The 22,256-nt window shown below is 66.2% G+C and carries 20 protein-coding genes, 1 tRNA gene, 1 other RNA gene and 1 pseudogene; 10 read left to right on the plus strand and 13 right to left on the minus strand.

Features of this window, described 5'->3' with window-relative positions:
* Together BJG92_RS01840 and rnpB are read right to left on the minus strand one after the other, a co-directional pair.
* Positions 1–387: pseudogene (locus tag BJG92_RS01840) on the minus strand (hypothetical protein); the annotation flags it as partial.
* Positions 388–628: 241 nt separating this feature from the next.
* Positions 629–1,022: RNase P RNA component class A (gene rnpB / locus BJG92_RS01845), an RNA gene on the minus strand.
* Between the two features lie 161 nt (positions 1,023–1,183).
* Between rnpB and BJG92_RS01850 the strand changes: the two genes are divergently transcribed.
* Together BJG92_RS01850 and BJG92_RS01855 are read left to right on the plus strand one after the other, a co-directional pair.
* The gene (locus tag BJG92_RS01850) at positions 1,184–2,101 is read left to right on the plus strand and encodes an alpha/beta hydrolase-fold protein (protein WP_232082308.1); all 918 of its coding nucleotides are present in this window, start codon (positions 1,184–1,186) and stop codon (positions 2,099–2,101) included.
* Between the two features lie 25 nt (positions 2,102–2,126).
* Positions 2,127–2,891 carry a YaaA family protein gene (locus tag BJG92_RS01855; protein ID WP_232082309.1) on the plus strand — a complete coding sequence of 255 codons (765 nt, stop codon included), beginning with the start codon at positions 2,127–2,129 and terminating at the stop codon, positions 2,889–2,891.
* A gap of 64 nt (positions 2,892–2,955) precedes the next feature.
* On the opposite strand, the gene BJG92_RS01860 is transcribed toward BJG92_RS01855, so the two are convergent.
* Positions 2,956–3,693 carry a zinc ribbon domain-containing protein gene (locus tag BJG92_RS01860; protein WP_232082310.1) on the minus strand — a complete coding sequence of 246 codons (738 nt, stop codon included), beginning with the start codon at positions 3,691–3,693 and terminating at the stop codon, positions 2,956–2,958.
* A gap of 121 nt (positions 3,694–3,814) precedes the next feature.
* Positions 3,815–4,729 (minus strand): Nif3-like dinuclear metal center hexameric protein, encoded by a 915-nt coding sequence (locus BJG92_RS01865; protein WP_232082311.1) that lies wholly within the window; start codon positions 4,727–4,729, stop codon positions 3,815–3,817.
* A 94-nt stretch (positions 4,730–4,823) separates the two neighbouring features.
* On the opposite strand from BJG92_RS01865, the gene msrA reads away from it, so the two are divergent.
* From msrA to epsC, 3 genes are all read left to right on the plus strand, one after another.
* On the plus strand, positions 4,824–5,348 hold the full coding sequence (gene msrA, locus BJG92_RS01870) for a peptide-methionine (S)-S-oxide reductase MsrA (protein WP_232082312.1): 525 nt from the start codon (positions 4,824–4,826) through the stop codon (positions 5,346–5,348).
* A 73-nt stretch (positions 5,349–5,421) separates the two neighbouring features.
* A complete protein-coding gene (cysK, locus tag BJG92_RS01875) occupies positions 5,422–6,357 on the plus strand; it encodes a cysteine synthase A (protein WP_232082313.1) in 936 nt (311 codons plus the stop codon).
* Positions 6,358–6,394: 37 nt separating this feature from the next.
* Positions 6,395–6,979, plus strand: a complete 585-nt coding sequence (gene epsC, locus BJG92_RS01880) for a serine O-acetyltransferase EpsC (protein ID WP_232082314.1) — start codon at positions 6,395–6,397, stop codon at positions 6,977–6,979.
* Positions 6,980–6,993: 14 nt separating this feature from the next.
* Here the strand turns inward: epsC and BJG92_RS01885 are convergent, their stop codons facing one another.
* Both BJG92_RS01885 and gndA read right to left on the minus strand, forming a co-directional pair.
* Entirely contained in the window at positions 6,994–7,827 is an 834-nt protein-coding gene (locus tag BJG92_RS01885; RefSeq protein WP_232082315.1) for an oxidoreductase, read from the minus strand.
* A 97-nt stretch (positions 7,828–7,924) separates the two neighbouring features.
* Positions 7,925–9,361, minus strand: coding sequence for an NADP-dependent phosphogluconate dehydrogenase (gene gndA / locus BJG92_RS01890; protein ID WP_232082316.1), 1,437 nt, complete (start codon positions 9,359–9,361; stop codon positions 7,925–7,927).
* Positions 9,362–9,661: 300 nt separating this feature from the next.
* Between gndA and BJG92_RS01895 the strand changes: the two genes are divergently transcribed.
* A complete protein-coding gene (locus BJG92_RS01895) occupies positions 9,662–10,390 on the plus strand; it encodes a FadR/GntR family transcriptional regulator (RefSeq protein WP_232082317.1) in 729 nt (242 codons plus the stop codon).
* 65 nt (positions 10,391–10,455) lie between these two features.
* Positions 10,456–11,511, plus strand: coding sequence for a D-2-hydroxyacid dehydrogenase (locus tag BJG92_RS01900; RefSeq protein WP_232082318.1), 1,056 nt, complete (start codon positions 10,456–10,458; stop codon positions 11,509–11,511).
* Positions 11,512–11,581: 70 nt separating this feature from the next.
* Here the strand turns inward: BJG92_RS01900 and BJG92_RS01905 are convergent, their stop codons facing one another.
* The 3 genes from BJG92_RS01905 to BJG92_RS01915 form a co-directional block, all read right to left on the minus strand.
* Positions 11,582–13,303 carry a SulP family inorganic anion transporter gene (locus tag BJG92_RS01905; RefSeq protein WP_232082319.1) on the minus strand — a complete coding sequence of 574 codons (1,722 nt, stop codon included), beginning with the start codon at positions 13,301–13,303 and terminating at the stop codon, positions 11,582–11,584.
* Positions 13,304–13,606: 303 nt separating this feature from the next.
* On the minus strand, positions 13,607–13,897 hold the full coding sequence (locus BJG92_RS01910) for a hypothetical protein (RefSeq protein ID WP_232082320.1): 291 nt from the start codon (positions 13,895–13,897) through the stop codon (positions 13,607–13,609).
* A gap of 46 nt (positions 13,898–13,943) precedes the next feature.
* Positions 13,944–14,396 (minus strand): MarR family winged helix-turn-helix transcriptional regulator, encoded by a 453-nt coding sequence (locus tag BJG92_RS01915; RefSeq protein ID WP_232082321.1) that lies wholly within the window; start codon positions 14,394–14,396, stop codon positions 13,944–13,946.
* 172 nt (positions 14,397–14,568) lie between these two features.
* On the opposite strand from BJG92_RS01915, the gene BJG92_RS01920 reads away from it, so the two are divergent.
* A complete protein-coding gene (locus tag BJG92_RS01920; protein WP_232082322.1) occupies positions 14,569–15,387 on the plus strand; it encodes a bacteriorhodopsin-like in 819 nt (272 codons plus the stop codon).
* Positions 15,388–15,555: 168 nt separating this feature from the next.
* On the opposite strand, the gene BJG92_RS01925 is transcribed toward BJG92_RS01920, so the two are convergent.
* The 4 genes from BJG92_RS01925 to BJG92_RS01940 form a co-directional block, all read right to left on the minus strand.
* Positions 15,556–15,631 (minus strand) — tRNA-Val (locus BJG92_RS01925).
* A gap of 81 nt (positions 15,632–15,712) precedes the next feature.
* Entirely contained in the window at positions 15,713–16,606 is an 894-nt protein-coding gene (locus BJG92_RS01930) for an NAD-dependent protein deacetylase (protein WP_269461634.1), read from the minus strand.
* Positions 16,607–16,649: 43 nt separating this feature from the next.
* Positions 16,650–17,156: a peroxiredoxin gene (locus tag BJG92_RS01935; RefSeq protein ID WP_232082324.1), complete on the minus strand. Its 507-nt coding sequence runs from the start codon at positions 17,154–17,156 to the stop codon at positions 16,650–16,652.
* Between the two features lie 41 nt (positions 17,157–17,197).
* Positions 17,198–17,617 (minus strand): DUF3052 domain-containing protein, encoded by a 420-nt coding sequence (locus BJG92_RS01940; RefSeq protein WP_232082325.1) that lies wholly within the window; start codon positions 17,615–17,617, stop codon positions 17,198–17,200.
* A gap of 397 nt (positions 17,618–18,014) precedes the next feature.
* Between BJG92_RS01940 and aceE the strand changes: the two genes are divergently transcribed.
* Together aceE and BJG92_RS01950 are read left to right on the plus strand one after the other, a co-directional pair.
* The gene (gene aceE, locus BJG92_RS01945) at positions 18,015–20,807 is read left to right on the plus strand and encodes a pyruvate dehydrogenase (acetyl-transferring), homodimeric type (protein WP_232082326.1); all 2,793 of its coding nucleotides are present in this window, start codon (positions 18,015–18,017) and stop codon (positions 20,805–20,807) included.
* A gap of 143 nt (positions 20,808–20,950) precedes the next feature.
* Complete coding sequence (locus BJG92_RS01950) at positions 20,951–22,195, plus strand: CdaR family transcriptional regulator (protein WP_232082327.1); 1,245 nt, start codon at positions 20,951–20,953, stop codon at positions 22,193–22,195.
* The last annotated feature ends 61 nt before the right edge of the window (positions 22,196–22,256 follow it).

The raw sequence follows: 22,256 nt of genomic DNA on the forward strand, positions 1-22,256 counted from the left end.
AAGGGAGAAGCCGGAGCCGGCGTGGCTGATCAGGCCCTGCACGTACGGGCGGTAGTCCTGGGCGGGGTCGTAGTAGTCGACCTTGCCGCCGGTGATCGGGAAGATCAGCGAGCCGTCGGTCAGGGCCGCGGTGCCCACCACGCCGGGGGTGAGCTTGAGGGTTTCCAGGGCCTTGGCGAAGGAGGCATCGAGCTTGACCGCGGTGGAGGTCCCGGTCAGTGCCGGGATCGCGGCCAGCGGCTTGGGCATGGCGGCCATGGCGGAGGAGGAGGCCGTAGAGGTGGCCGGGGCGGAGGAGGCGGTGTTCGCCGGGCTGCAGGCGGCCAGGGAGAACATGAGGGAACCGGCAGCGGCAACGCCGGCGAAGGTCTTGAGGGATGTGCGCATGGGAGTGCTCCTTGAAATCTGTGGGGTGGTGACCGTTCCCGCGGGTGGTGCTTTACCGAGTGACTCGGGCGGGCCCGGTGCTTGTCTGTCAGGAGTACTTCGACAGCGCAGCCGGCCCGGATGGGTCAGCCCCGATCCGTCACCAATCCGTTACCTCGGGCAACGGGGGCGCGGCCGCATTTCGGCGGGAAGTATCCCGGCGAGCCACCAGCTCTAACCGGCCGGATGATCCCTGCGTTGGTGGATGGGTTGACCGATACGCCGGGTTCTGTGTTCCCGCGCTGTTGCCGGTGCGGGAATAGCGGCCATCCATCTACGAACGCCGTTGCCGACGCCCTCCAGCAGCCTACCCGGACACTCGGGCGAGCAGCCCTCAAACGTGCCCTGTCTGGCCTTGCTCCGGGTGGGGTTTACCTAGCCTTCCCGGTCACCCGGGAAGCTGGTGGTCTCTTACACCACCGTTTCACCCTTACCTGCCCTGCCGCCTGTGCAAGCACACACGGCACGCAGGCGGTCTGTTCTCTGTGGCACTGGCCTGCGGGTTACCCCGAGTGGGCGTTACCCACCACCCTGCCCTGCGGAGCCCGGACGTTCCTCGAGCCACTTGCGTGACGCGCGGCCGCCTGGTCAACCCATCCGTCGTCCATTCTACGGTCCCCCGGGACGGCGAATCACCGGCTGCGCCCGTATGAGGCCCGTATGAGCAAGGCGTCATGTTCCGGCTCGGCAGCGTCAGCGGCAGCGGCGGCGTGGCCCGGACTCGGTGGCGCACAGCCCTGACACTTATGATCAGAAGATGGAAGAGCCGTTGCTTGGCCGCCGGCGGATGCTGGAACTCGGAGCCGGCCTTCTTGGCGCCGCCGCAATCGCGGCCTGCGCGCCCCCGGCAGGCCAGCCGGAAGCAGCTTTGTCGGGGCGGCAGACCGGTCCCCCGAACGGCGTGCTGACCGGCCAGCCGACGCCAGCCACTGTTCCTGTCAGCACGGCTCCCGGCGTCGACGTCCGGAAGGGATCCTTTGTCTCGGCCTTCCGCCCGGATACCGCCACCGGGTGGTCTCTCGCGGCGCCGGTCATCGCCGGGGCCGGGCAGCAGGAGATGCCTGTGGTGGTCTTCCTGCACGGTACCGGCAGCGACAACCGCTTCCTCTTCGAGGACCTCGGCATCCAGGCCATCCTGCAGCGGTACCTGGCCGACGGCGGGACACCATTCGCGATCGCGTCCGTGGACGGCGGCGACGGGTGGTGGCATGCTCGGGCCGACGGCACGGACACCCAGTCCATGCTGGTCGCCGAGTTCGTCCCGCTGCTGGCCGGCCTCGGCTTCGACACCGGACAGCTGGGACTGTTGGGCCTTTCGATGGGTGGATTCGGCGTGCTCCTGCTCGCTTCGCAGGGGAAGCTGCCCGGCCTCAAGGCTGTGGCGGCGATGAGTCCGGCGGTCTTCAGCGAGTATGGCGACGGTTTGGAGGACGCCTTCGACAGCCCCGAGGACTTCCAGGCAAACGATGTCTTCGCGCTGCGGCCCCAGCTGGAGACATTGCCCAAGCGGATCGATTGCGGGACCGAGGACGCCCTGTTGCCTTATGTCCAGGAGTACGTCAGCAGGCTCCCCGGCCACGTCGAGGGCGGCTTCCAGCCCGGCGGCCACGAATCCGTCTACTGGCGGCTCATCCTGCCCAGCATCCTGTCCTTCCTGGGCAGGCAGCTGGCCTGATCCGGGGCGCGGCTAAGATCGTAGGGTGCTAATTCTGCTGCCGCCCTCCGAGGGCAAGACGCCAGCCGCGGGCGGCGACGCCGTCGACTGGATGTCCCTGAGCTTCCCCGGCCTGAACAGCTACCGGGCCAAGGTCCTGGAGGCGCTCGGCACCGTCAGCGCCCATGAGGACGCCCTGGCGCTCCTCGGCGTCGGCGCCTCGCTGCGCGCCGACGTCGAACGCAACACCCGCCTGCACGCCGAACCTGCGGCGCCTGCACACCAGGTGTATTCGGGCGTGCTGTACGACGCGCTCGATTACAACTCGCTGACCCCGGCCCAGCGGAAGAGAGCAGACGCGTCGGTGCTGGTGGTTTCCGCGCTGTGGGGCGCCATCCGCTTCGCCGACCGCGTGCCGGCGTACCGGCTGTCGATGTCGACGGCACTGGCCGACGTCGGACGCCTTGCCTCGTTCTGGAAGCCGCACCTCACCGAGGCCCTGCTGGCCGCCACGGACGGTGAGCTTCTGGTCGATTGCCGCTCCAGCACCTACGCCGCGGCCTGGACTCCCCCGCCGTCGCAGACTGTCGCCGTGAACGTGTTCACCGAGGCCGACGGCGTCCGCAAGGTGGTCAGCCACTTCGCCAAACACACCCGCGGGGAGCTGGCCCGGCATCTGCTGACACGCCGGGGCAAGGCACCGCAGACCCCCGCGCAGCTACTGAAGTCGGCGGCGGAGAGATGGACCGCGGAGCTCGTCGAGGGCACGGCCCGGAAGCCGCACACCCTCAACATCATCCTGCCGAAGTGACTCGCAGCTGGGGCCGTTTTGAGCGTCCAAAACGGCCTTTGCTGCGAGTCACTTGGGTGGTTTGCTAGACCCACTCGGCGGAGCGGACCAGGATGCAGCCGGAATCCGGGCAGAAGACGATGTCGTCCTCGGCGGCGGCCTTGATCTCGGCGAGGTCGCCCGGGCTCAGCTGCATGCCCGAACCCTCCGAGGTTCCGTGGAACAGCCGGGCCGCGCCGACGCCACGTTTGGCCAGGGTCTTCTCATAAACCGCCAGCAGGCCCGCGTCCAGCCCTTCGGCAAACTCGGCGCGCTTGCCGCGGACGACTGTGGCCTCGGCGGCGATCTCGGCCAGCTGCTCGTCCAGTTCTGCACGGATGACGGCGAAGGAACCCTGGATATCATCGACGATTTGCTGCTGGGCGGCCTGGCGCAGACGCAGTGAATCCAGCCGTTCCAGGACCTCCAGCTCGACGTCCTCAAGGTCGGAGCGGCGTTTGTTCAGGGATACGAGGTCACGCTGCAGGGCGACGAGGTCCTTGGACAGGCCAGTGCCGCTGTTGAGCTTCGCCTCGTCGCGTTCGATCCGGGAGGCAACCTGCTCGACGTCCGCTTCGGCCCGCTTGAGCGCGAGCTCGGCGTCGTGCATGGCCACCTTAGCGGCGCCGAGTTCACCGTTGGCGATGCCGAGGGCAGCCTCAAGATCGGTAATCCGGGAATCGCTTTCAAGGCTTCGGCGGCGGTTGGACAGGGATTTGAGCTTGGCATCAAGTCCCTGCAATTCGAGCAACTTCAACTGTTCCGCCGGTGCTGCCTTGGCCACTATTACCTCCGCTTGTTCCCTGCCGGCCGGAGCCGGGCGCCTAGTCGGCGCTCCCTAGACTCTAGCGCCTAGCGTGCTCCCAGCCTCGCTGCGCTCACCCGGGGCCCCTCGCACGCCAGGCTTAGCCCGGAGTCAGAATGAAGTCCCAGGGGTCGCTGTTGGTGGTGCTGACCCGGATCTCGACGTCGTGCCCCTGATCGGCCAGTACATTGCCCAGCGCCTGGGCGGCGGCCGGCAGCCAGAGCCATTCACTGGCGAAGTGCGAAACGTCGATCAGGTACGGCCGGTCATTGACGGCCGACTCGCGCGCTTCCGACGCCGGATGATGCCGAAGGTCTGCGGTCACGTACACGTCCGCGTTGCTCGCCCGCACCTCACCGAACAGTGAATCGCCGGCCCCGCCGCAGAGGGCAACCCGCCGGACCAGGCCGTCCGGGTCCCCGGCAACGCGCACTCCCCCGGCGACCGAGGGCAGGATACCGAAGACGCGGGCGGCAAAGTCACCCAGCGTGATCATCTCCTCGAGGTCCCCGACGCGGCCGATGCCTTCCTCCGGCAACCCGTTGGCGGCCGGGGTCAGCGGGGCAACGTTCTGCAGGCCCAGCGCGTCGGCCAGAACGTCCGAGACGCCCCCGACGGCGGAATCACCGTTGGTGTGAACCGTCAGCAGGCCGGTTCCCGACTCGATCAGGCGGTGCACGGCTTTGCCTTTGGCGGTGTTCGCGGCCACCGAGGTGACGCCCTTGAGCAGGAGGGGATGGTGGGTGATGAGCAGTTCGGCACCCCAGTCGATGGCCTCTTCGATCACCTCAAGGGTCGGATCGACGGCGAACAGGATCCTGCTCACCCCGGCGGACGGGTGACCTGCCACGAGCCCCACCTCATCCCAGTCCTCGGCCAGGGATTCGGGCCAGAGTTCCTCGACGGCGAGCAGGATCATGCCCAGGGTCGGCGCCCCGGATGCGTCCACGTCCCCGTTGCCGGCATCCTGGCGGTCCGGGGACCCGGCTGAAACGTCGCTGTTTACAGGTTCCATACCCTCATTTTTACCCTATCGGCCGGCCGGACCCGCCGGCGTCGGGAATCAACGGGACGTTTCAACCATTGAACAGTGCATGAGAGAACAGAGCATGAGAACTTTTGTCCTCGGCGGAGGCTGCTTCTGGTGCCTCGACGCCGTCTACCAGAAAACCAAGGGTGTCAGCTCGGTCGTTTCGGGTTACACGGGAGGCCACGACCCAGACCCGGACTACTACGCCGTGTGCGGCGGCACCACAGGCCATGCCGAGGTGGTTGCGGTGACCTTCGATGAGAACGTGATCCCGGCGGAGGTCATCCTGGACATGTTCTTCGCACTGCACGACCCCACCACCCTTAACCGCCAGGGCTACGACGTCGGCACGCAGTACCGCTCCTCGATGTTCTACGAGACCACGGAGGAGAAGATCCTTTTCGAGGAAGCAATCGAGCGGAACCAGCAGCTGTGGTCGCACCCGATCGTGACCGAGGTCAGCCGGCTGCCGGTGTTCCACCGGGCCGAAGCCATGCATCAGGACTTCTACGCCAAGTACCCGGAGGAAGGCTACTGCCAGGTGATCATCAACCCGAAGCTCGCCAAGGCCAGGAAATATTACTCCTCGTGGCTTAATGCTTAGCTGGGCCCCTTGAGCCCTCGTTAGGCTGGCCTTAGTACTCCCCCTCTCCTTCTGCAGATAGGTACATATACCCATGGCACGGATCTATGACGATGTGACCCAGCTGGTCGGCGGCACTCCGCTGGTCCGGCTCAACCGGTTGACCGAGGGCCTGGACGCCACAGTGGCCGTCAAGCTGGAGTTCTACAACCCGGCCAACAGCGTCAAAGACCGGATTGGCGTCGCGATTGTCGACGCTGCCGAGAAGTCCGGAGCCCTCAAGCCCGGAGGCACCATCGTCGAAGGCACGTCCGGCAACACCGGGATCGCCCTGGCCATGGTCGGCGCGGCCCGCGGCTACAAGGTCATCCTGACCATGCCGGAAACCATGTCCACAGAACGCCGTGTCATGCTCCGCGCCTACGGCGCCGAGATCGTGCTGACGCCGGGGTCCGAAGGCATGCGCGGCGCCGTGGAGAAGGCCCAGGAGATCGTGGCTGCCACGGAGAATTCCATCTGGGCCCAGCAGTTCGCGAACGAGGCCAACCCCGAGATCCACCGCCAGACCACGGCCGAGGAAATCTGGTCCGATACGGACGGCAAGGTCGATATCTTCATCGCCGGCGTCGGCACCGGCGGAACCGTCACCGGCGTCGGGCAGGTCCTCAAGGAGCGCAAGCCCGGCGTGCAGATCATCGCCGTCGAACCGAAGGACTCCGCCATCCTCAACGGCGGCGCCCCCGGCCCGCACAAAATCCAGGGCCTCGGCGCCAACTTTGTTCCGCAGATCCTGGACACCAGCGTCTACGACGAGGTCATCGACGCCAGCCTGGAAGATTCGGTGCGCGTGGCCCGCGAGCTGGGCGTCAAGGAAGGTATCCTTGGCGGCATTTCCTCCGGTGCGATCGTCTGGGCGGCCCTCGAGCTCGCCAAGCGGCCGGAGAACGCCGGTAAACTCATTGTTGCTATTGTCTGCGACTTCGGTGAGCGCTACATCTCCACCGTGTTGTACGACGACATCCGCGGCTGAGACCAGCCCCGGCCCAAGATTTCGTAGAAAGGTCTTTGTGAGCTTCTTCGCAAGACTGAAGGAAGACCTCGACGCCGCCCGGTCCCACGACCCGGCGGCCCGAGGTTCTTTTGAGAACTTCTTCGCCTATTCCGGCCTGCACGCGATCTGGTTCCACCGCCTGACGCACCGGCTGTGGCAGAACCCGGCGCTGCGGTTCCCGGCCCGGCTGATCTCCCAGCTGGCCCGGTTCATGACCGGGATTGAGATCCACCCCGGCGCAACGATCGGCCGCCGTTTCTTCATCGACCACGGCATGGGCGTGGTCATCGGCGAGACCGCCGAAATCGGCGAGGACGTCATGATCTACCACGGCGTGACCCTTGGCGGCCGTTCGCTGGCCAAGGTCAAGCGCCACCCCACCATTGGGGACCGCGTCGTGATCGGCGCCGGAGCCAAGGTCCTGGGTCCCATCACCATCGGCCAGGACAGTGCCATCGGCGCCAACGCCGTGGTGGTCAAGGATGCCCCGGCCGAATCGATCCTCACCGGGGTGCCGGCCACCTGGCGGCACCGCGACGCGCAACGCGAGACCAAGCCTGCCGTCGATCCAGCCGAGTACGAGATCGAATACCGGATCTGACCGCGCGGCGTTCCCTAGGCGGGGAAGCGCTTGTAGATGTTCCAGATCACGACGTCAAAGACCCGGTCCGGCAGCAGGCGCCGGAGCAGCAGGATGGCGCGCGCGCCCTTGCCCACCGGATACCGGGTCTTCGGACGTGCCGAGGTCGCTGCGTGCACAATCGCGTCCGCAATCACATCAGGATGTGTGGACATCGCCGATCCGTCGGTGGAGGCCAGCGCAGCAGCCACGACCTTCGCCTGATCCATGTAGGGGCCGCGGCCCGAGGTTGCCAGCAGGCTTTCGCCGGAGATGGCGCCCCACTCGGTCTGGGTCCCGGCCGGCTCGATGATCGAAACCTTGATGCCGTGGGGCTTGAGCTCAACCCGCAGGGAGTCACTGAGCCCCTCCACGGCGAACTTCGTGGCGTGGTACCAGGCGCCCAGCGGCTCATACATCTGCCCCCCGATGGAGGACACGTTGATGATCCTGCCCCGCCCTGTTGCCCGCATGGCAGGCAGCACCAGTTGCGTCATCCGGGCCAGGCCGAACACGTTGACGTCGAACTGCCGCCGGCCCTCGGCAAGTTCCACTTCCTCGAGCGAGCCGTAGGAGCCGTAGCCCGCGTTGTTGACCAGGACATCGACCCTCCCATGAACGGCAATCACCGCGCCGACGGCGGCACTCATGGATTCCTCGTCCGTCACGTCCAGGGCCACCACCTTGACCCCGTGCGCCTTCAACGGCTCCATCTTCTCGACGCGGCGCGCCCCGGCATAGACCGTGAATCCTTGCGCCGCGAGCTTCTTGGCAGTTTCAAAACCGATGCCGGTGGACGCACCGGTGACAAACGCTACGGGCTGGGACATGTGGTGCACTCCTTGGACGGTCTGTGGCCGGAAACACGGACGGCCGGCATTCCCCAGCGTATCGGGGAGTGCCGGCCGTCCGGGTGCAGGACTGGGCCTAGTGGGTGTCCACAGCCTCGATCTCGGACTTGTCCTCGCCCCAGAGCGTGTGGAACGAACCCTCAGCGTCGACGCGGCCGTAGGTGTGCGCGCCGAAGAGGTCGCGCTGGCCCTGGATCACGGCGGCCGGGAGGCGCTTGCGGCGCAGGCCGTCGTAGTAGGCCAGCGAAGAGGAGAACACCGGCACCGGGATGCCGAGCTGGACTGCCGTCGAGACCACCCGGCGCCAGGCCGGGAGGAGCTCGGCGATCGCCTGGGTGAAGGCCGGGGCGAACAGCAGGTTGGCCGGCTTCTCTTCCGCGGCGTAGGCCTTGGTGATCTCCTTGAGGAGTTCCGCGCGGATGATGCAGCCGCCGCGCCACAGCGAGGCGATCTCGTCCAGCTTCAGGTCCCAGCCGTATTCCTTGGCAGCTGAGGTGAGCATGTCCAGCCCCTGGGCGTAGGAGACCAGCTTGGAGGCGTACAGCGCCTGGCGGACATCCTCGACAAAGCTCTCGGGGACCTCGACGTCGGCCTCTCCGCCGGCGAGCAGTTCCTGGGCCAGCTTGCGCTGCTCAGTCTGGGAGGACAGCGCGCGGGCGAAGACCGATTCCGCGATGCCCGACGTCGGGGATCCCAACTCGAGCGCGGAGATGACCGTCCAGCGGCCGGTCCCCTTCTGGCCGGCGGCGTCCACGACGACGTCGACGAACGGCTTGCCGGTCTTCGCGTCCACGTGGCCGAGGACCTCGGCGGAGATTTCGATCAGGAAGGAGGCGAGATCGCCCTTGTTCCACTCTGCGAAGATCCTGGCCTGCTCTGCCGGTTCGATGCCGGCGCCGGAGCGCAGCAGGTCGAACGCTTCGCCAATGACCTGCATGTCGGCGTATTCGATGCCGTTGTGGACCATCTTGACGAAGTGGCCGGCGCCGTCTGTGCCGATCCAGGCGCAGCACGGCTTGCCGTCCACGTGCGCGGCGATCTTTTCCAGGAGCGGGCCGAGGGCGTCGTAGGACTCCCTGGAGCCGCCGGGCATGATCGAGGGGCCGTTGAGGGCACCTTCCTCACCGCCGGAGACGCCGATGCCGACGAAGTGCAGGTCCTTCTTGGCGAGCGCCGCTTCGCGGCGTCGGGTGTCCTCGTAGTGGGAGTTGCCGGCGTCGATGATGATGTCGCCGGCTTCCAGGAGCGGCTCGAGCTGTTCGATCACGGAGTCGACCGGCTTGCCGGCCTTGACCATGATCAGCACGCGGCGCGGCTTTTCCAGCGAGTCCACGAGCTCTTGGAGCGTCTCTGTGCGGACGAAGTCGCCGTCCCGGCCGTGCTTGGCCAGCAGGGCGTCGGTCTTTTCGACGGACCGGTTGTGCAGGGCAACGGTGAAGCCGTTCCGGGCCAGGTTTCGGGCGAGGTTGGCCCCCATCACCGCAAGGCCGGTGACACCGATGTGTGCTGACATCAAAACTCCAATTCATTTCTGTGCAACGAGTGCAGATCGTCCCGCGTGAGGCTGCGGAACACGCTCCACGGGAACAGTGCCTGTGAATAAACCATATGTATCTCCGCGGGCTGCGGGAAAGCAGTGCCCACGAAGCGGAATACGGCGCGTCACCACCAGTCTATGATTTCCGGCGCACTTCCCGCCTGTCGGGGGCGGAACGGCGGCTGGCCGTCCGGCCGGCTGTCCTTCCGGCTGTCCGTCCCCCTGTCCGTCCCCCTGTCCGTCTTGTTTAGGGCCTGCCGCATTATGCTTACGACTATGTCAACCAGCCTCCACCACCGTGCCATCGAGCACCTGGGTACCCGGATCGTCGCAGGCGAGCTCCCGGCCGGCCACGTCATGCTGGCCGAGCACCTGGAAAGCGAACTCAGCGTTTCACGCTCGGTGGTGCGCGAGGCGGTCCGTGTGCTTCAGTCCCTGGGCCTGGTTGAGACCACCAAGCGGGTGGGTATCCGGGTGCTGCCGGCGGACCGCTGGAATCCCTTTGACCCGCGGGTCATCCGCTGGCGCCTCGCGGGCGAAGGCCGCGGAGCCCAGTTGCGCTCCCTCGCCGAGCTCCGCACCGCCGTCGAGCCCGTGGCCGCGGAACTGGCCGCCGTCAATGCCCCGGCGGAGCTGCGGCGCGAGCTCGTGGAGGTTTCGCACGCCATGCGCGACGCCGGCCAGGCCGGAGATGTACCGCGGTTCCTGGAGCTGGACATCCACTTCCACTCGCTGCTGCTTTCCGGATCCGGCAACGAAATGTTCGCCAATATGGTGGGCCAGGTCGCCGAGACGCTGACCGGCCGGACAGTGCACGGCCTGATGCCCGCCCACCCGCGGGAAACTGCCCTGCAATGGCATGTGGACGTGGCCGAAGCGATTGCCGCCGGGGACAGCGCCGCCGCCCGGGCAGCATCGGACCGGATCATGCGCGAGACCATCACCGAGATGGAACCGGAGTGGAAGAACCAGCCCAGGGTCTTCGTCCCGGTCCCGCGCCGCTAAGCGGACCGACGAACGGCGGACTCGCGAAGACCAAGCAGATCAGCGCCAGTCCATAGGATGGTTCGATGAGACCCGTTGAGACCATCGTCGCGATCGCAGTCCCCCTTGAAGCCGAGCAGGTGGAGCGCATACGCGCCGTAGATCCCTCCGTAACCGTCCTCTACGAACCGGAACTGTTGCCGCCGGAACGCTTCCCAGCGGACCACTCCGGAGATCCGGACTTCCACCGGACGCCGGAGCAGGAAGAACGCTACTGGGACATGCTGAACCAGGCACAGGTCCTGTACGGGTTCCCTGACGAAAGCCCGGCGGGCCTGGCCAGAATCGCCGCCAGCAACCCCCGCCTGGCCTGGATCCACGCCATGGCGGCGGGCGCCGGAGGTACGGTGAGAGCATCAGGACTGGATGCCGGGACCCTGGCGAAGTTCAAGGTGTCCACCTCTGCTGGCGTTCATGCCCTGCCGCTCGCCGAGTTCGCCGCCCTCGGCATCCTCAATGGATTCAAGCGCAGCGCTGAACTGGCACAGGACCAGACGGCCAGGATCTGGCCCGATCTCCGCACCCCCACGCGCCTGGTACATGGCTCACACCTCGTGGTCACCGGCCTGGGCGAAATCGGGCTGGAGACTGCGCGCATCGCCCGGGCCCTGGGCATGACCGTCAGCGGCACGAAGCGGGCTGTGGAGCCCATCGACGGCATCGAGGAAGTCGCGGACAACGGTGGCCTCGCCGGGCTTCTGGCCACGGCTGACGCCGTCGTCAATACGCTTCCGGGCACACGTTATACGGAAAAACTCTTCAGCCGCGAGGTCTTCGCGGCCATGAAACCCGGAACGGTCTTCGTCAACGTGGGCCGTGGCACCGTGGTGGACGAGGACGCGCTGCTTGAGGCCCTCGGGAACGGCCAGGTCTCCTACGCCTGCCTCGATGTGTTTGCCGTCGAGCCCCTCCCGCAGGACAGCCCGCTGTGGAGCCACCCGAAGGTGATGGTTTCCCCGCACACTTCGGCCCTGAGCGAGGCCGAAAACCGGCTGATCGCGGAGCGTTTCTGCAGCAACCTGCGCACGTTCCTGGACGGCGGCGAACTTCCCCACGTCGTGGACACGGTCCACTTCTACTAGGTCCCGCGGCTTCTACTAGGTCCCGCGGCCTGCCCGGCCCGCCGCAAGACGGCGGCGCTGTGGCGACCAACTAGGCGGACGTGCCGTCAGGGCCCTTCCCCTGCGTCGCCTGTTCCGCCTGCACGGCCCTGTAGATGTTCCCGTGGATCATCTGCTGACCGATGAGCTCGATCACACCATCCCTGTCCAAAGTGGCCCGAACCGCGGGCTTCAGCCTGGTCAGGCGCAGGCTGACGCCTGCCTGGCGCGCGAGGTCCACGATGTCCGCCATCTTCGCTGCGCCCTGCGAGTCGACGAAGTTGATCCCGCCGCAGTCAAGCACGATGCCGGTGAGTCCCGGTGTGGATTGGATGACCTCACGCAGGCGGTCCTCCAGCGCATCAGCGGTGGCGAAGAAGAGGCCGCCGTCGAACCGGATCACCGCCACGCCGCCAACCACATCGTCGCCGGGGTGACCCTCGGCTTCGCGGTAGACCTGGGTGCCCGGTTCGCGCCCGAGGGACGGCATCTCCGGGTGGGTGGCCACGCCGACCAGCCAAATGAGCGAGAGTCCGATCCCGATGATGACACCGGCGAGCACGCCGAAGATGAGGGTGCCGACTACCGCGGCGACCGCAATCCAGAAGTCGAACTTTTGCACCCGGGCAAGCCGCCGCATCTCCGGAACATTCATCATGCCCATCACCACGGCTTCGATGATCAGGGCCGCCAGCACCGACTTGGGCAGGATCGAGAAGAGCGGCGCCAGGAAGAGCAGCGTCAGCAATACTGTGACGCCCGAGGTGAGCGATGCCAGGCTGGTCTTCGCCCCGGAGTGGTCGTTCAGCGAACTTGCCGACAGACTCGTCGAGACCGGCATCCCCTTGAAGAATCCAGAGGCAATATTGGCCAGTGACTGGGCAGCAGATTCCTGGTTGATGTCGATCTGATACCGGTGCTTGGCGGCGAAAGCCCGCGCATCGCCAGCGGTCTGGGAGAAGCCGATCAGGACCAGCGCCACCGCTGCCAGGGCGACGGTTCCCACGTGGTCCCACATCAGCTGACCGTTCGGGACTTCCAGCGACGGCAGGCCCCGGGGCACATCGCCCACCAGCGCCACGCCCTTCGCGCCCAGATCGAACACCGCCGACGCCAGCAATCCGCCCACGACCAGGACCAGGGCTCCGGGGACCCTGGGCGCGATCGCCCTCAGCCCGAAGACGACGGCCAGCGCGACGACGCCCACCACCACGGTGGTCGTCTGCGCCTCGCCCAAGGTCCCCAGCCAGGACCGCAGTTCCTGGATCGGATTGGAGCCGGTGACCTCGGTCCCCGTGAGTTTCGGCAGCTCCCCGATCACGACGTCGATGGCCGCACCGAAGAGGAAGCCCGTGACCACGGCCCGAGAGAGGAACTGGGCGATCCAGCCCATCTTGAAGACGGCGAGGAGCAGGAACAGTATCCCCGAGGCGAGTGTGATCCCCGCAACGAACGAGGCGACATCCTGCTCGCTGGTGATGCCTGCTGCGAGCACGGCACTCGCGGCCACAGCCGCCAGGCCTGAACTTGGACCCATCGAGATCTGCCGGCACGTGCCGAAGATCGCGTACACAATGGCCCCGGCAGCCGCCGCGTACAGGCCGTTCTGGAGCGGAATCCCCGCGATGCCGGCGTAGCCCAGATTTTTGGGAACGATCAGGGCCGCGACGGTCAAGCCGGCGATCAGGTCACCCCGCAGCCACGCGCGGTCGTAGGAGCGGAGCTGGCCCACTATGGGCACGACGGCCGGACCCGTCGCCTGCGACCCTTTCATGCCCCAGTCCTACCCCATGTCCGGGGGTTCCGCCAGAGTCCGCAGGACGCAAGAAGGCCGCAGCCGCCCTTGTTCTGAAGGGGACGCCGCCTGAGGTGCGAGTGGAGCGCGCCAGTGGCCGTGCGGACCTAACCCCGGGGCTAGCGATCTACGAGGCCGCCCTCCGGCGGCAAAACGCCCTCGGACGGTTTCACATTTCCAAGTATTCACGGTATATTCATTACAAGCCTTCCACCGCGGCATCCCCCAATAGTCGCGGTGGAAGGCTTTTCCATTGCTCGATTCGGTCCCGCCCGCCGCCCGCTACGCCGCGTCCGCAACTGCCTCCCGTAGCCGCCAGCCGCCGCCGAGTCCGTCCCGGACGATTTCCATGGTCGTCAGCGCCGAAGCGAGATTTCTGCCCAGCCTCGCCTGGACCTGCCAGACCTCGACGTCAACCCGGCTCAGGCCCTTGGGCATCCGCCGCTCGGCCTCCCACCAGTTCACCCGCTCGAACCAGCGGACCGGCTCGGCGCCGACCGTCCATTCGCGGCTGCCGCGGACCACCGCCATGGGCCGGCCTTCCGCGTCTGTTTTCACCATCACATGTTCCATGCCCGTTACTGTAGGGCGGGGCTGCGACAGTCTGGCTGGACGGGCACTACAACCCCGTGCGCCGGGCTACCTCTTCGGCGACGGTCAGGAGGGCCGCTTCGAACGCTGCCAGCTCTTGCTCTGTGAGACCCGTGGTGGACGCCGCGATCATCCCGTTGAACTCGGCGTGAATGTCGGCCATCACCGCGTGCCCGTCAGGGGTGAGCTCGAGGTACAGGCTGCGCCGGTCGTTAGGATGAGCCAGCCGTGCGAGCCACCCCAGATTCACCAGCCGGGTTGAGATCGCCGTGATTGCCCCGGTGGTGAGCTCCATGTGTTCCGCGAGTTGCTTGGGTGTGACGCTGGCGTTCTCGGCAATCCAGAACAGCGCCCGCAGTTCACTGGGCGAGAGGCCGCGGTCGGTGGCGATCTTTTCGCGGTTGCGCTCGAGGGCACGGACGAATCTGGTGGCTGCGTAGGGAAAGCCAGCGAGGGCGTGCTTGGTGCGTGGTGTTTCCACTCTTCCGCCCCTCCCGGTCGAGGCGCGGATACCTCGATGCGTAAGAGTCAAGTTCGGTTTTTGGTAGGAGTTATCTGAATCACATAGTAACTTACTCACTAAGTCAACTATACTACAGTTCCGACCGAGTTCGTCGAAGACCGCGCTCGGACACCGCAACCATGGAGGATCCGTGATTCCCGACTCTCTCACCCACGGCCAATTCGACACCGTCTACAACTTCTTGTCTTTGGTCATCGCGTCGCAGCTGTTTACGGCGCTGTTTCTGCTGATCGCGCTGCCGCGAATCCTGCCGCGTTATCGGCAGGCGATCACGGTGGCAATCATCGTCTGCGGCATCGCCGCGTACCACTACTTCAGGATCTTCGACTCCTTCAGGGCGTCGTTCGTGACTGACACCGTGGGCGGCAAGGGCGATTACACGCAGGCAGTCGGCCAGGCGTTCAACGAGGGATACCGCTACGTGGACTGGCTGCTGACCGTGCCGCTGCTGCTGTTTGAACTCATTGCAGTTCTTGCGCTCGCGCAATCGGTGCAGAAACGGCTCATCAGGCAGCTCATCCCGGCTGCCGCGCTGATGATCATCCTCGGCTACCCGGGCGAGATCAGCGGCGACAACGGCGTCCGCGCAATCTTCGGACTGCTCTCCACCATCCCCTTCGTGTACATCCTTTACGTGCTGTTCGTGCAGCTCACCAAGTCACTAGGCAAGCAGCCCGCCTCGGTGCGCGGCACCCTCAGCGGGCTGCGCTTCCTGCTCCTCGCGAGTTGGCTTGTGTACCCGATCGCGTATCTGCTTCCGTTGCTCAACATCGAAGGCTCGGATGCATGGGTGTTCAAGCAGGTCGGCTACTCGGTCGCTGACATTGTGGCAAAGGCCGTCTACGGGCTCATCATCTTCCACGTGGCTCGGGTGAAGTCGTACGAGGACGACCCGGAGTTTGCCATGATCGAAATGTCGAAGGAAGACGCCGTGGCAATCAACAAGTAGCCCACCGTCACGATGGCGTCCCCCTCTCCAGGTCGGGCGCCATCGTTCTGGTCCCGGGAGCGTCGTGGCGTGCAGTCCAGAAGCGGCCCGCGTGCCGTGTTCACCCTGGCGACACAGCAAAAACCCCGCTGTACGGGCCATTGGGCCTGCAGCAACGGGGTTTTTTCGTGGTGGGTCCTACCGGGATCGAACCGATGACATCCACGGTGTAAACGTGGCGCTCTACCAGCTGAGCTAAAGACCCAAACCGTTGATTCTGCACCTCAGCGCGTCAACCAACGAACAGCTACTGTACCGGATGCGGCGGGCAGAACGCCAATCGGGATCAGAGCGGCGGGAGCTCATCCGCGAGCCATCTGAGTGACTCGCTGACTCCGGCGTCGAGCTTGATGGTGGCGAGGTCGTCCCCGCGGGTCTGCCCCCGGTTGATGATCACGACCGGTTTGCCCTGCTTGGCGGCGTGGCGGACGAACCGGAGCCCGCTCATCACCGTCAGGGAGGACCCCGCGACAAGCAGGGCGCCGGCCTCGTCGACCATGGCATAGGAACGCTCCACCCGGTCCTTGGGGACGTTTTCGCCGAAGTATACGAAGTCGGGCTTGAGCGTCCCGCCGCAGGCCGGGCACTGTGCCACCATAAAGCTTTCGATCAACCCCGCGTCCTCCACCGTGGCGTCGGCGTCGGGCGCCATCTCCACCACTCCGGCGGCCAGTGCCCGTTCCAGGAAACCGGGGTTGAGTTCTTCGAAGACACCCGCGAGCAACGCGCGGCTGTAGCGGCGGCGGCATGCGAGGCAGATCACCTGGTCGAACCGGCCGTGCAGGTCTATGACATTAATGCTGCCGGCCTCCTGGTGGAGGCGGTCCACGTTTTGGGTGATGAGGCCGGTCAGCAGGCCGCGGTGTTCGAGCTGGGCGACGGCGGCGTGGCCGTCGTTGGGGTCCGCCCGCCGCAGGTGCGACCAGCCGATGTGGTTGCGGGCCCAGTAACGGCGCCGGTTGTCGGCTTCGCCGATGAATTCCTGGTACGTCATGGGAGCCCGGGGCGCGGAGCCGGGGCCGCGGTAGTCGGGGATGCCTGAGTCCGTGCTCAGCCCGGCCCCCGTCAGGACGGCGAAGCGCCCTCCGGCCAGCAAGGCGTGGATGTCCTGCAGGCTTTCCAGTTCATCGCGGGCAGGTTCGGCGGCCGCGACTGGCGGCAGGCTGGCAAAGCCAGTCATGCCGATCCCGGGCCGCCGCTGCCTCACCGTCTCTGTCCCGCCGTCAGTTCCCGGCAAGTCCCGCCAGGGCGGCCCGGTAACCGGCGAAGTCCCGGGCCTGGCCGCGGGGATTCACCACCACATAGCGCACGGTACCGTCCGCATCGATGATGAATGTTCCGCGCTGGGCCATGCCGCTGTCGGGATCAAACACGCCGTACTGTTCGGCGACGGCGCCGTGCGGCCAGAAATCGGCCAGGAGGTCGAAGGTATAGCCTTCCTTCTCCGCATAGGCCCGCTGTGCGAACTTGCTGTCCACCGAGATGCCCAAAACGGTGGTGCCGGATTCCTCAAGGAGAGCCAGGTTGTCCCGGATCTCGCACAGTTCGCCCGTGCAGATGCCGGAGAACGCGAAGGGAAAAAATACGACGGCGACGTTGCGGCCGCGCAGGGCCGAAAGCCGCACGGGCTCGCCGTACTGGTTCACGAGTTCGAAGTCCGGAGCCAGCTCACCAACGGCCGGCACGGCCGGCTGGTGTCCGGCTGCCGGGTGCACGCCTGCCAATGGCACGCCTGCTAGCAGCACGGCCGTGTCGGCTGCGCCGGCTGGCGTCACTTGTTCTTCCGGGTGACCAGGCGCGTGGCGCTCCAGTCCTTCGAGACACCCGCGGACGTGGTGTAGTGCAACCCTGCCGTGGGCGCGGCATCCTGGATGTCCGCCGGTGAGACATAGCCCACCCGGCCGGACTTTGGCGTCAGGACCCAGACAACGCCGCCCTCGGTCAGGGTGGTCCGGGAGCCGACCAATGTGTCAACGAGGTCGCCGTCGTCGGAACGCCACCAAAGAATCACGGAATCAACCACTTCGTGATCGTCCTCGTCAAAGAGTTCCGAGCCCGTGAGGTCTTCAATATCGTCACGCAGGTCGAAGTCGACGTCGTCGTCGTAACCGAATTCCTGAATCAGATCCCCGGACTTGAAACCCAGTTTTTCCGCCACATTTACCGAAGTGGCGGCGTCGGCCTCGCTCACGTGTTGCTCCTATGCTTAGTGTCTTCAATAGCTCTAGTGATTTCCATTACTCCAAGCCAACACCCTTTGGGCCTGCGCTTCAAGCTGTTGGCACTGCGATCCGCCATATTCTGCGTCACACAGGGCGCTCAGAAGTCCGCAGGGCGGATCTTCCTCACACCACCAGTATGCCCGGGAAATACGCGGTGGCCCCCATGCTGCCCGCTACGCATCCGCAAGGTGTCCGGACTAGAGTGGCTGGTGACGACTACGCCCGCAAGGGCGGCTGCCCTGCCGACACCGGCAGGAAAGTTGTGATTGGACCTTGCCCGGCACACATGACCGGGCTGTTGTAACCGATATGTCGCACACGTCGCGTTCACGCCAGGCAGTTACCCTGCCGGAGCTGAGGGCGCCGATGAATGCGCTCAAAGAGAGGTTGGACGTGGCTGCAGGAGATACCTCCCATATCCTCAGCGGGTTGACAAACCAGCTGCCTGATCGTGATCCGGAAGAGACCGCCGAATGGCTGGAGTCCCTGGATAACCTGATTCAGGAACAGGGCACCGAACGTGCCCAGTACATTATGCGTAGCCTGCTCCAGCGGGCGGGCGCCCAGAGCGTGGGCGTCCCGATGGTGACCACCACGGACTACGTCAACACGATCCCCGTGGATCAGGAAGCCGCCTTCCCCGGCGACGAGGAAATCGAGCGCAAGTACCGCGCCTGGCTGCGCTGGAACGCCGCCATCATGGTGCACCGCGCCCAGCGCTCGGATATCGGCGTCGGCGGCCACATTTCCACCTACGCCGGCGCGGCAACCCTCTATGAGGTCGGCTTCAACCACTTCTTCCGCGGCAAGGACCACCCCGGCGGCGGAGACCAGGTCTTCTTCCAGGGCCATGCCTCCCCCGGCATGTACGCCCGCGCTTTCATGGAAGGCCGGCTGAGCGAAGAGGACCTGGACGGCTTCCGCCAGGAGAAGTCCAAGGAAGGCCATGCCCTTTCCTCCTACCCGCACCCGCGCCTGATGCCGGAGTTCTGGGAGTTCCCCACCGTCTCCATGGGCATCGGCCCGATGAACGCCATCTACCAGGCGCAGTCCAACCGTTACCTGCACAACCGCGGCATCAAGGACACCTCGGACCAGCAGGTCTGGGCGTTCCTCGGTGACGGCGAAATGGACGAGCCCGAGTCCCGCGGCCTGCTCCAGCTCGCCGCGAACGACAAGCTGGACAACCTCAACTTCGTCATCAACTGCAACCTCCAGCGCCTCGACGGACCCGTCCGCGGCAACGGCAAGATCATGCAGGAACTCGAAGCGTTCTTCCGCGGTGCGGGCTGGAACGTCATCAAGGTGGTCTGGGGACGGGAGTGGGACTCGCTCCTGGCCAAGGACGAGGACGGCTCGCTCGTCAAGATCATGAACGAGACGGTCGACGGCGATTACCAGACGTACAAGGCCGAGTCCGGCGCGTTCGTCCGCGAGCACTTCTTCGGCCAGACCCCGCAGACCAAGGAAATGGTCCAGGACCTTTCCGACGACGCGATCTGGAACCTCAAGCGCGGCGGCCACGATTACAACAAGGTGTACGCCGCGTACAAGGCCGCCACGGAATTCAAGGGCAAGCCGACGGTCATCCTGGCGCACACGGTCAAGGGCTACGGCCTGGGCACCCACTTCGAGGGCCGCAACGCCACGCACCAGATGAAGAAGCTCACCATGGCGGACCTCAAGGCCTTCCGCGACCACCTGCGCATCCCGATCACGGACGAGCAGCTGGAAGCGGACCTGTACCGGCCCCCGTACTACCACCCCGGCATGGACGCCCCGGAGATCCAGTACCTCATGGGCCGCCGCAAGGAACTGGGCGGATTCGTCCCCGAACGCCGCTCCCGGCACACCGAGATCACCCTCCCGGAGGAGAAGGTCTACGAAGTCGCCAACCGCGGCTCCGGCAAGCAGATGGCAGCCACCACCATGGCCTTCGTCCGCCTGCTCAAGGACCTCATGCGGGATAAGGAGTTCGGCAAACGGATCGTGCCGATCATCCCGGACGAGGCCCGGACCTTCGGCATGGACGCCTTCTTCCCGACGGCGAAGATCTACAACCCCAACGGCCAGAACTACCTCTCCGTGGACCGCGAGCTCGTCCTGGCCTACAAGGAGTCCATCTCCGGCCAGATCGTGCACGCCGGCATCAACGAGGCCGGGTCCGTGGCAGCCTTCACCGCCGCGGGAACCTCCTACTCCACCCACGGCGAACCGCTGATCCCGGTCTACGTCTTCTACTCGATGTTCGGGTTCCAGCGCACGGGAGATTCCTTCTGGGCTGCCGCGGACCAGATGACGCGCGGGTTCATCATCGGCGCCACCGCCGGACGCACCACGCTGACCGGCGAGGGTCTGCAGCACGCGGACGGGCACTCCCCCATGCTCGCGGCCACCAACCCGGCCGTCATGACCTACGACCCGGCGTACGGCTATGAGATCGGGGTCATCATGCGCGACGGGCTCAACCGCATGTACGGCCCCGGCGAAGCCGGGAAAGAAATTGCCGACAACGACCCGTCGCGGAACGTCATGTACTACATCACGGTGTACAACGAGCCGATCGTGCAGCCCCCTGCGCCGGCGGAACTCGACGTCGAAGGCATCATCAAGGGCATCTACCTGCTCGCGCCGGCCAAGATCGATGGCCCGCGCACGCAGATCCTCGCCTCCGGCGTGTCCGTTCCCTGGGCCCTCGAAGCCCAGAAAGTCCTCGCCGAGGACTGGGGCGTCTCCGCCGACGTCTGGTCCGTGACGTCCTGGACCGAACTGCGCCGCGACGCCATGGCCGCCGAGGAAGATGCCTTCCTCAACCCGGGCAAGCCGGCCCGCGTGCCGTTCGTCACCGAACAGCTCGCCGGCGCCACCGGGCCCATCGTGGCAGTCACGGACTACATGAAGGCCGTGCCGGACCAGATCCGCCAGTTCCTGCCGAACGAGTTCGCCTCCCTCGGCGCGGACGGCTTCGGGTTCTCGGACACCCGTGCCGCGGCGCGCCGCTTCTTCAAGAACGACATCCACTCAGTGGTGGTCCGTTCCCTGGAGATGCTCGCCCGCCGCGGAGAGGTTGACGCCCAGGCCCCGGCCCAAGCGATCGAGAAGTACCGCCTGCACAACGTCAACGCCGGCACCACCGGCAACGCCGGCGGCGACTCCTAAACCGCGTCCCGCACAGCGCACGACGGCGGTCCCTCCGAAAGGCGGGGGCCGCCGTCGGCGTTTAACGTCTGTGACCCGCAACAATGCGCGTTGTAGCCTTTGCACAACTGGGGCTTGGGCGGCGGGCACCGTATGCTCGATGCATGTCCGAGCCGATCACCACTCCCGCAAAACGCAAGCCCGCCTCGAGGGCGATGTCCCCGGAGAAGGTCGAGACGCTCAAGAAGCTCCGGGGAAGCGTGGGCCAATTATCGACCACGACGCTGCGCCAGCTCGAGAAGTCCCTGCCGTGGTACAGCCGGCTGAACTCCGACGAACGTTCCGCCCTGGGCATGGTGGCCCAGAACGGCATCGCAGCCTTCGTCACCTGGTACGAACGCCCCAGCTCGCCGTCGTGGATCCTGTCCGACGTCTTCGGCACCGCGCCGACGGAACTCACGCGCTCCATCAGCCTGCAGAAGGCCCTCCAGCTCATCCGGATCGTCGTGGAAGTGGTCGAGGACCAGGTGCCGGTGATCGCCCCCGAAGCGGATCAGGGCGCGCTGCGCGAAGCCGTGCTGCGCTACTCCCGCGAAGTAGCGTTCGCTGCCGCCGACGTCTACGCCCGCGCCGCGGAATCCCGCGGATCCTGGGACACCCGTCTGGAAGCGCTCATTGTGGACGCCATCCTGCGCGGGGAAAACACTGATGCGCTGCGGTCCCGGATCGCCGCGCTGGGCTGGAAGGCGCAGGAACGCTTCACCGTGATGGTGGGCAATTCCCCGTCCGAACCCAGCGCCAGCTACGTCAGCGAACTGCGCCGGACCGCCGGGCGCTTCGCGGAGGATGCCCTCGTCGGCATCCAGGGCGACCGCCTCATCCTGATCCTGGGCGGGGTCCAGGACCGGGAGACCGCGTTCCTGAAACTCAGCGAGCTGTTCGCGCCGGGACCGGTGGTCTACGGCGCCGAGGCCGGTTCCCTGCCCGAAGCCAGCGGCTCCGCCCAGTCCGCCTTCGCCGGGCTGACCGCGGCCCGGGCCTGGCCGGCCGCGCCGCGCCCCGTGGCGGCCGATGACCTCCTGCCCGAGCGCGTCATCTCCGGCGACGACGCGGCCCGGCGCTCCCTCGTCAAGAACATCTACCGCCCCCTCCTGGCGGCCTCGAACGGGCTAGTAGAGACCCTGGGCACCTACCTTGAACTGGGCCACTCCCTGGAGGCGACGGCCCGGGAACTCTTCGTCCACGCCAACACCGTGCGCTACCGGCTCAAGCGGGTCTGCGATGTCACCGGCTGGGATCCGCTCCTGCCGCGGGAGGCCTTTGTGCTCCAGACGGCCCTCGTCGTGGGCCGGCTCGCCGCCCCGCCGAAGCCCGCCACGGAACGCCAGCCGTCCCGCAACAACGCCTGAACAGTTGTAGACTTCCTACAAACCGACCCCCAGAGCTTGGTGCATGAATGCACCGATAATC

This window comes from Arthrobacter sp. SO5 (genome assembly GCF_020532805.1).
Classification (GTDB): Bacteria; Actinomycetota; Actinomycetes; order Actinomycetales; family Micrococcaceae; genus Arthrobacter.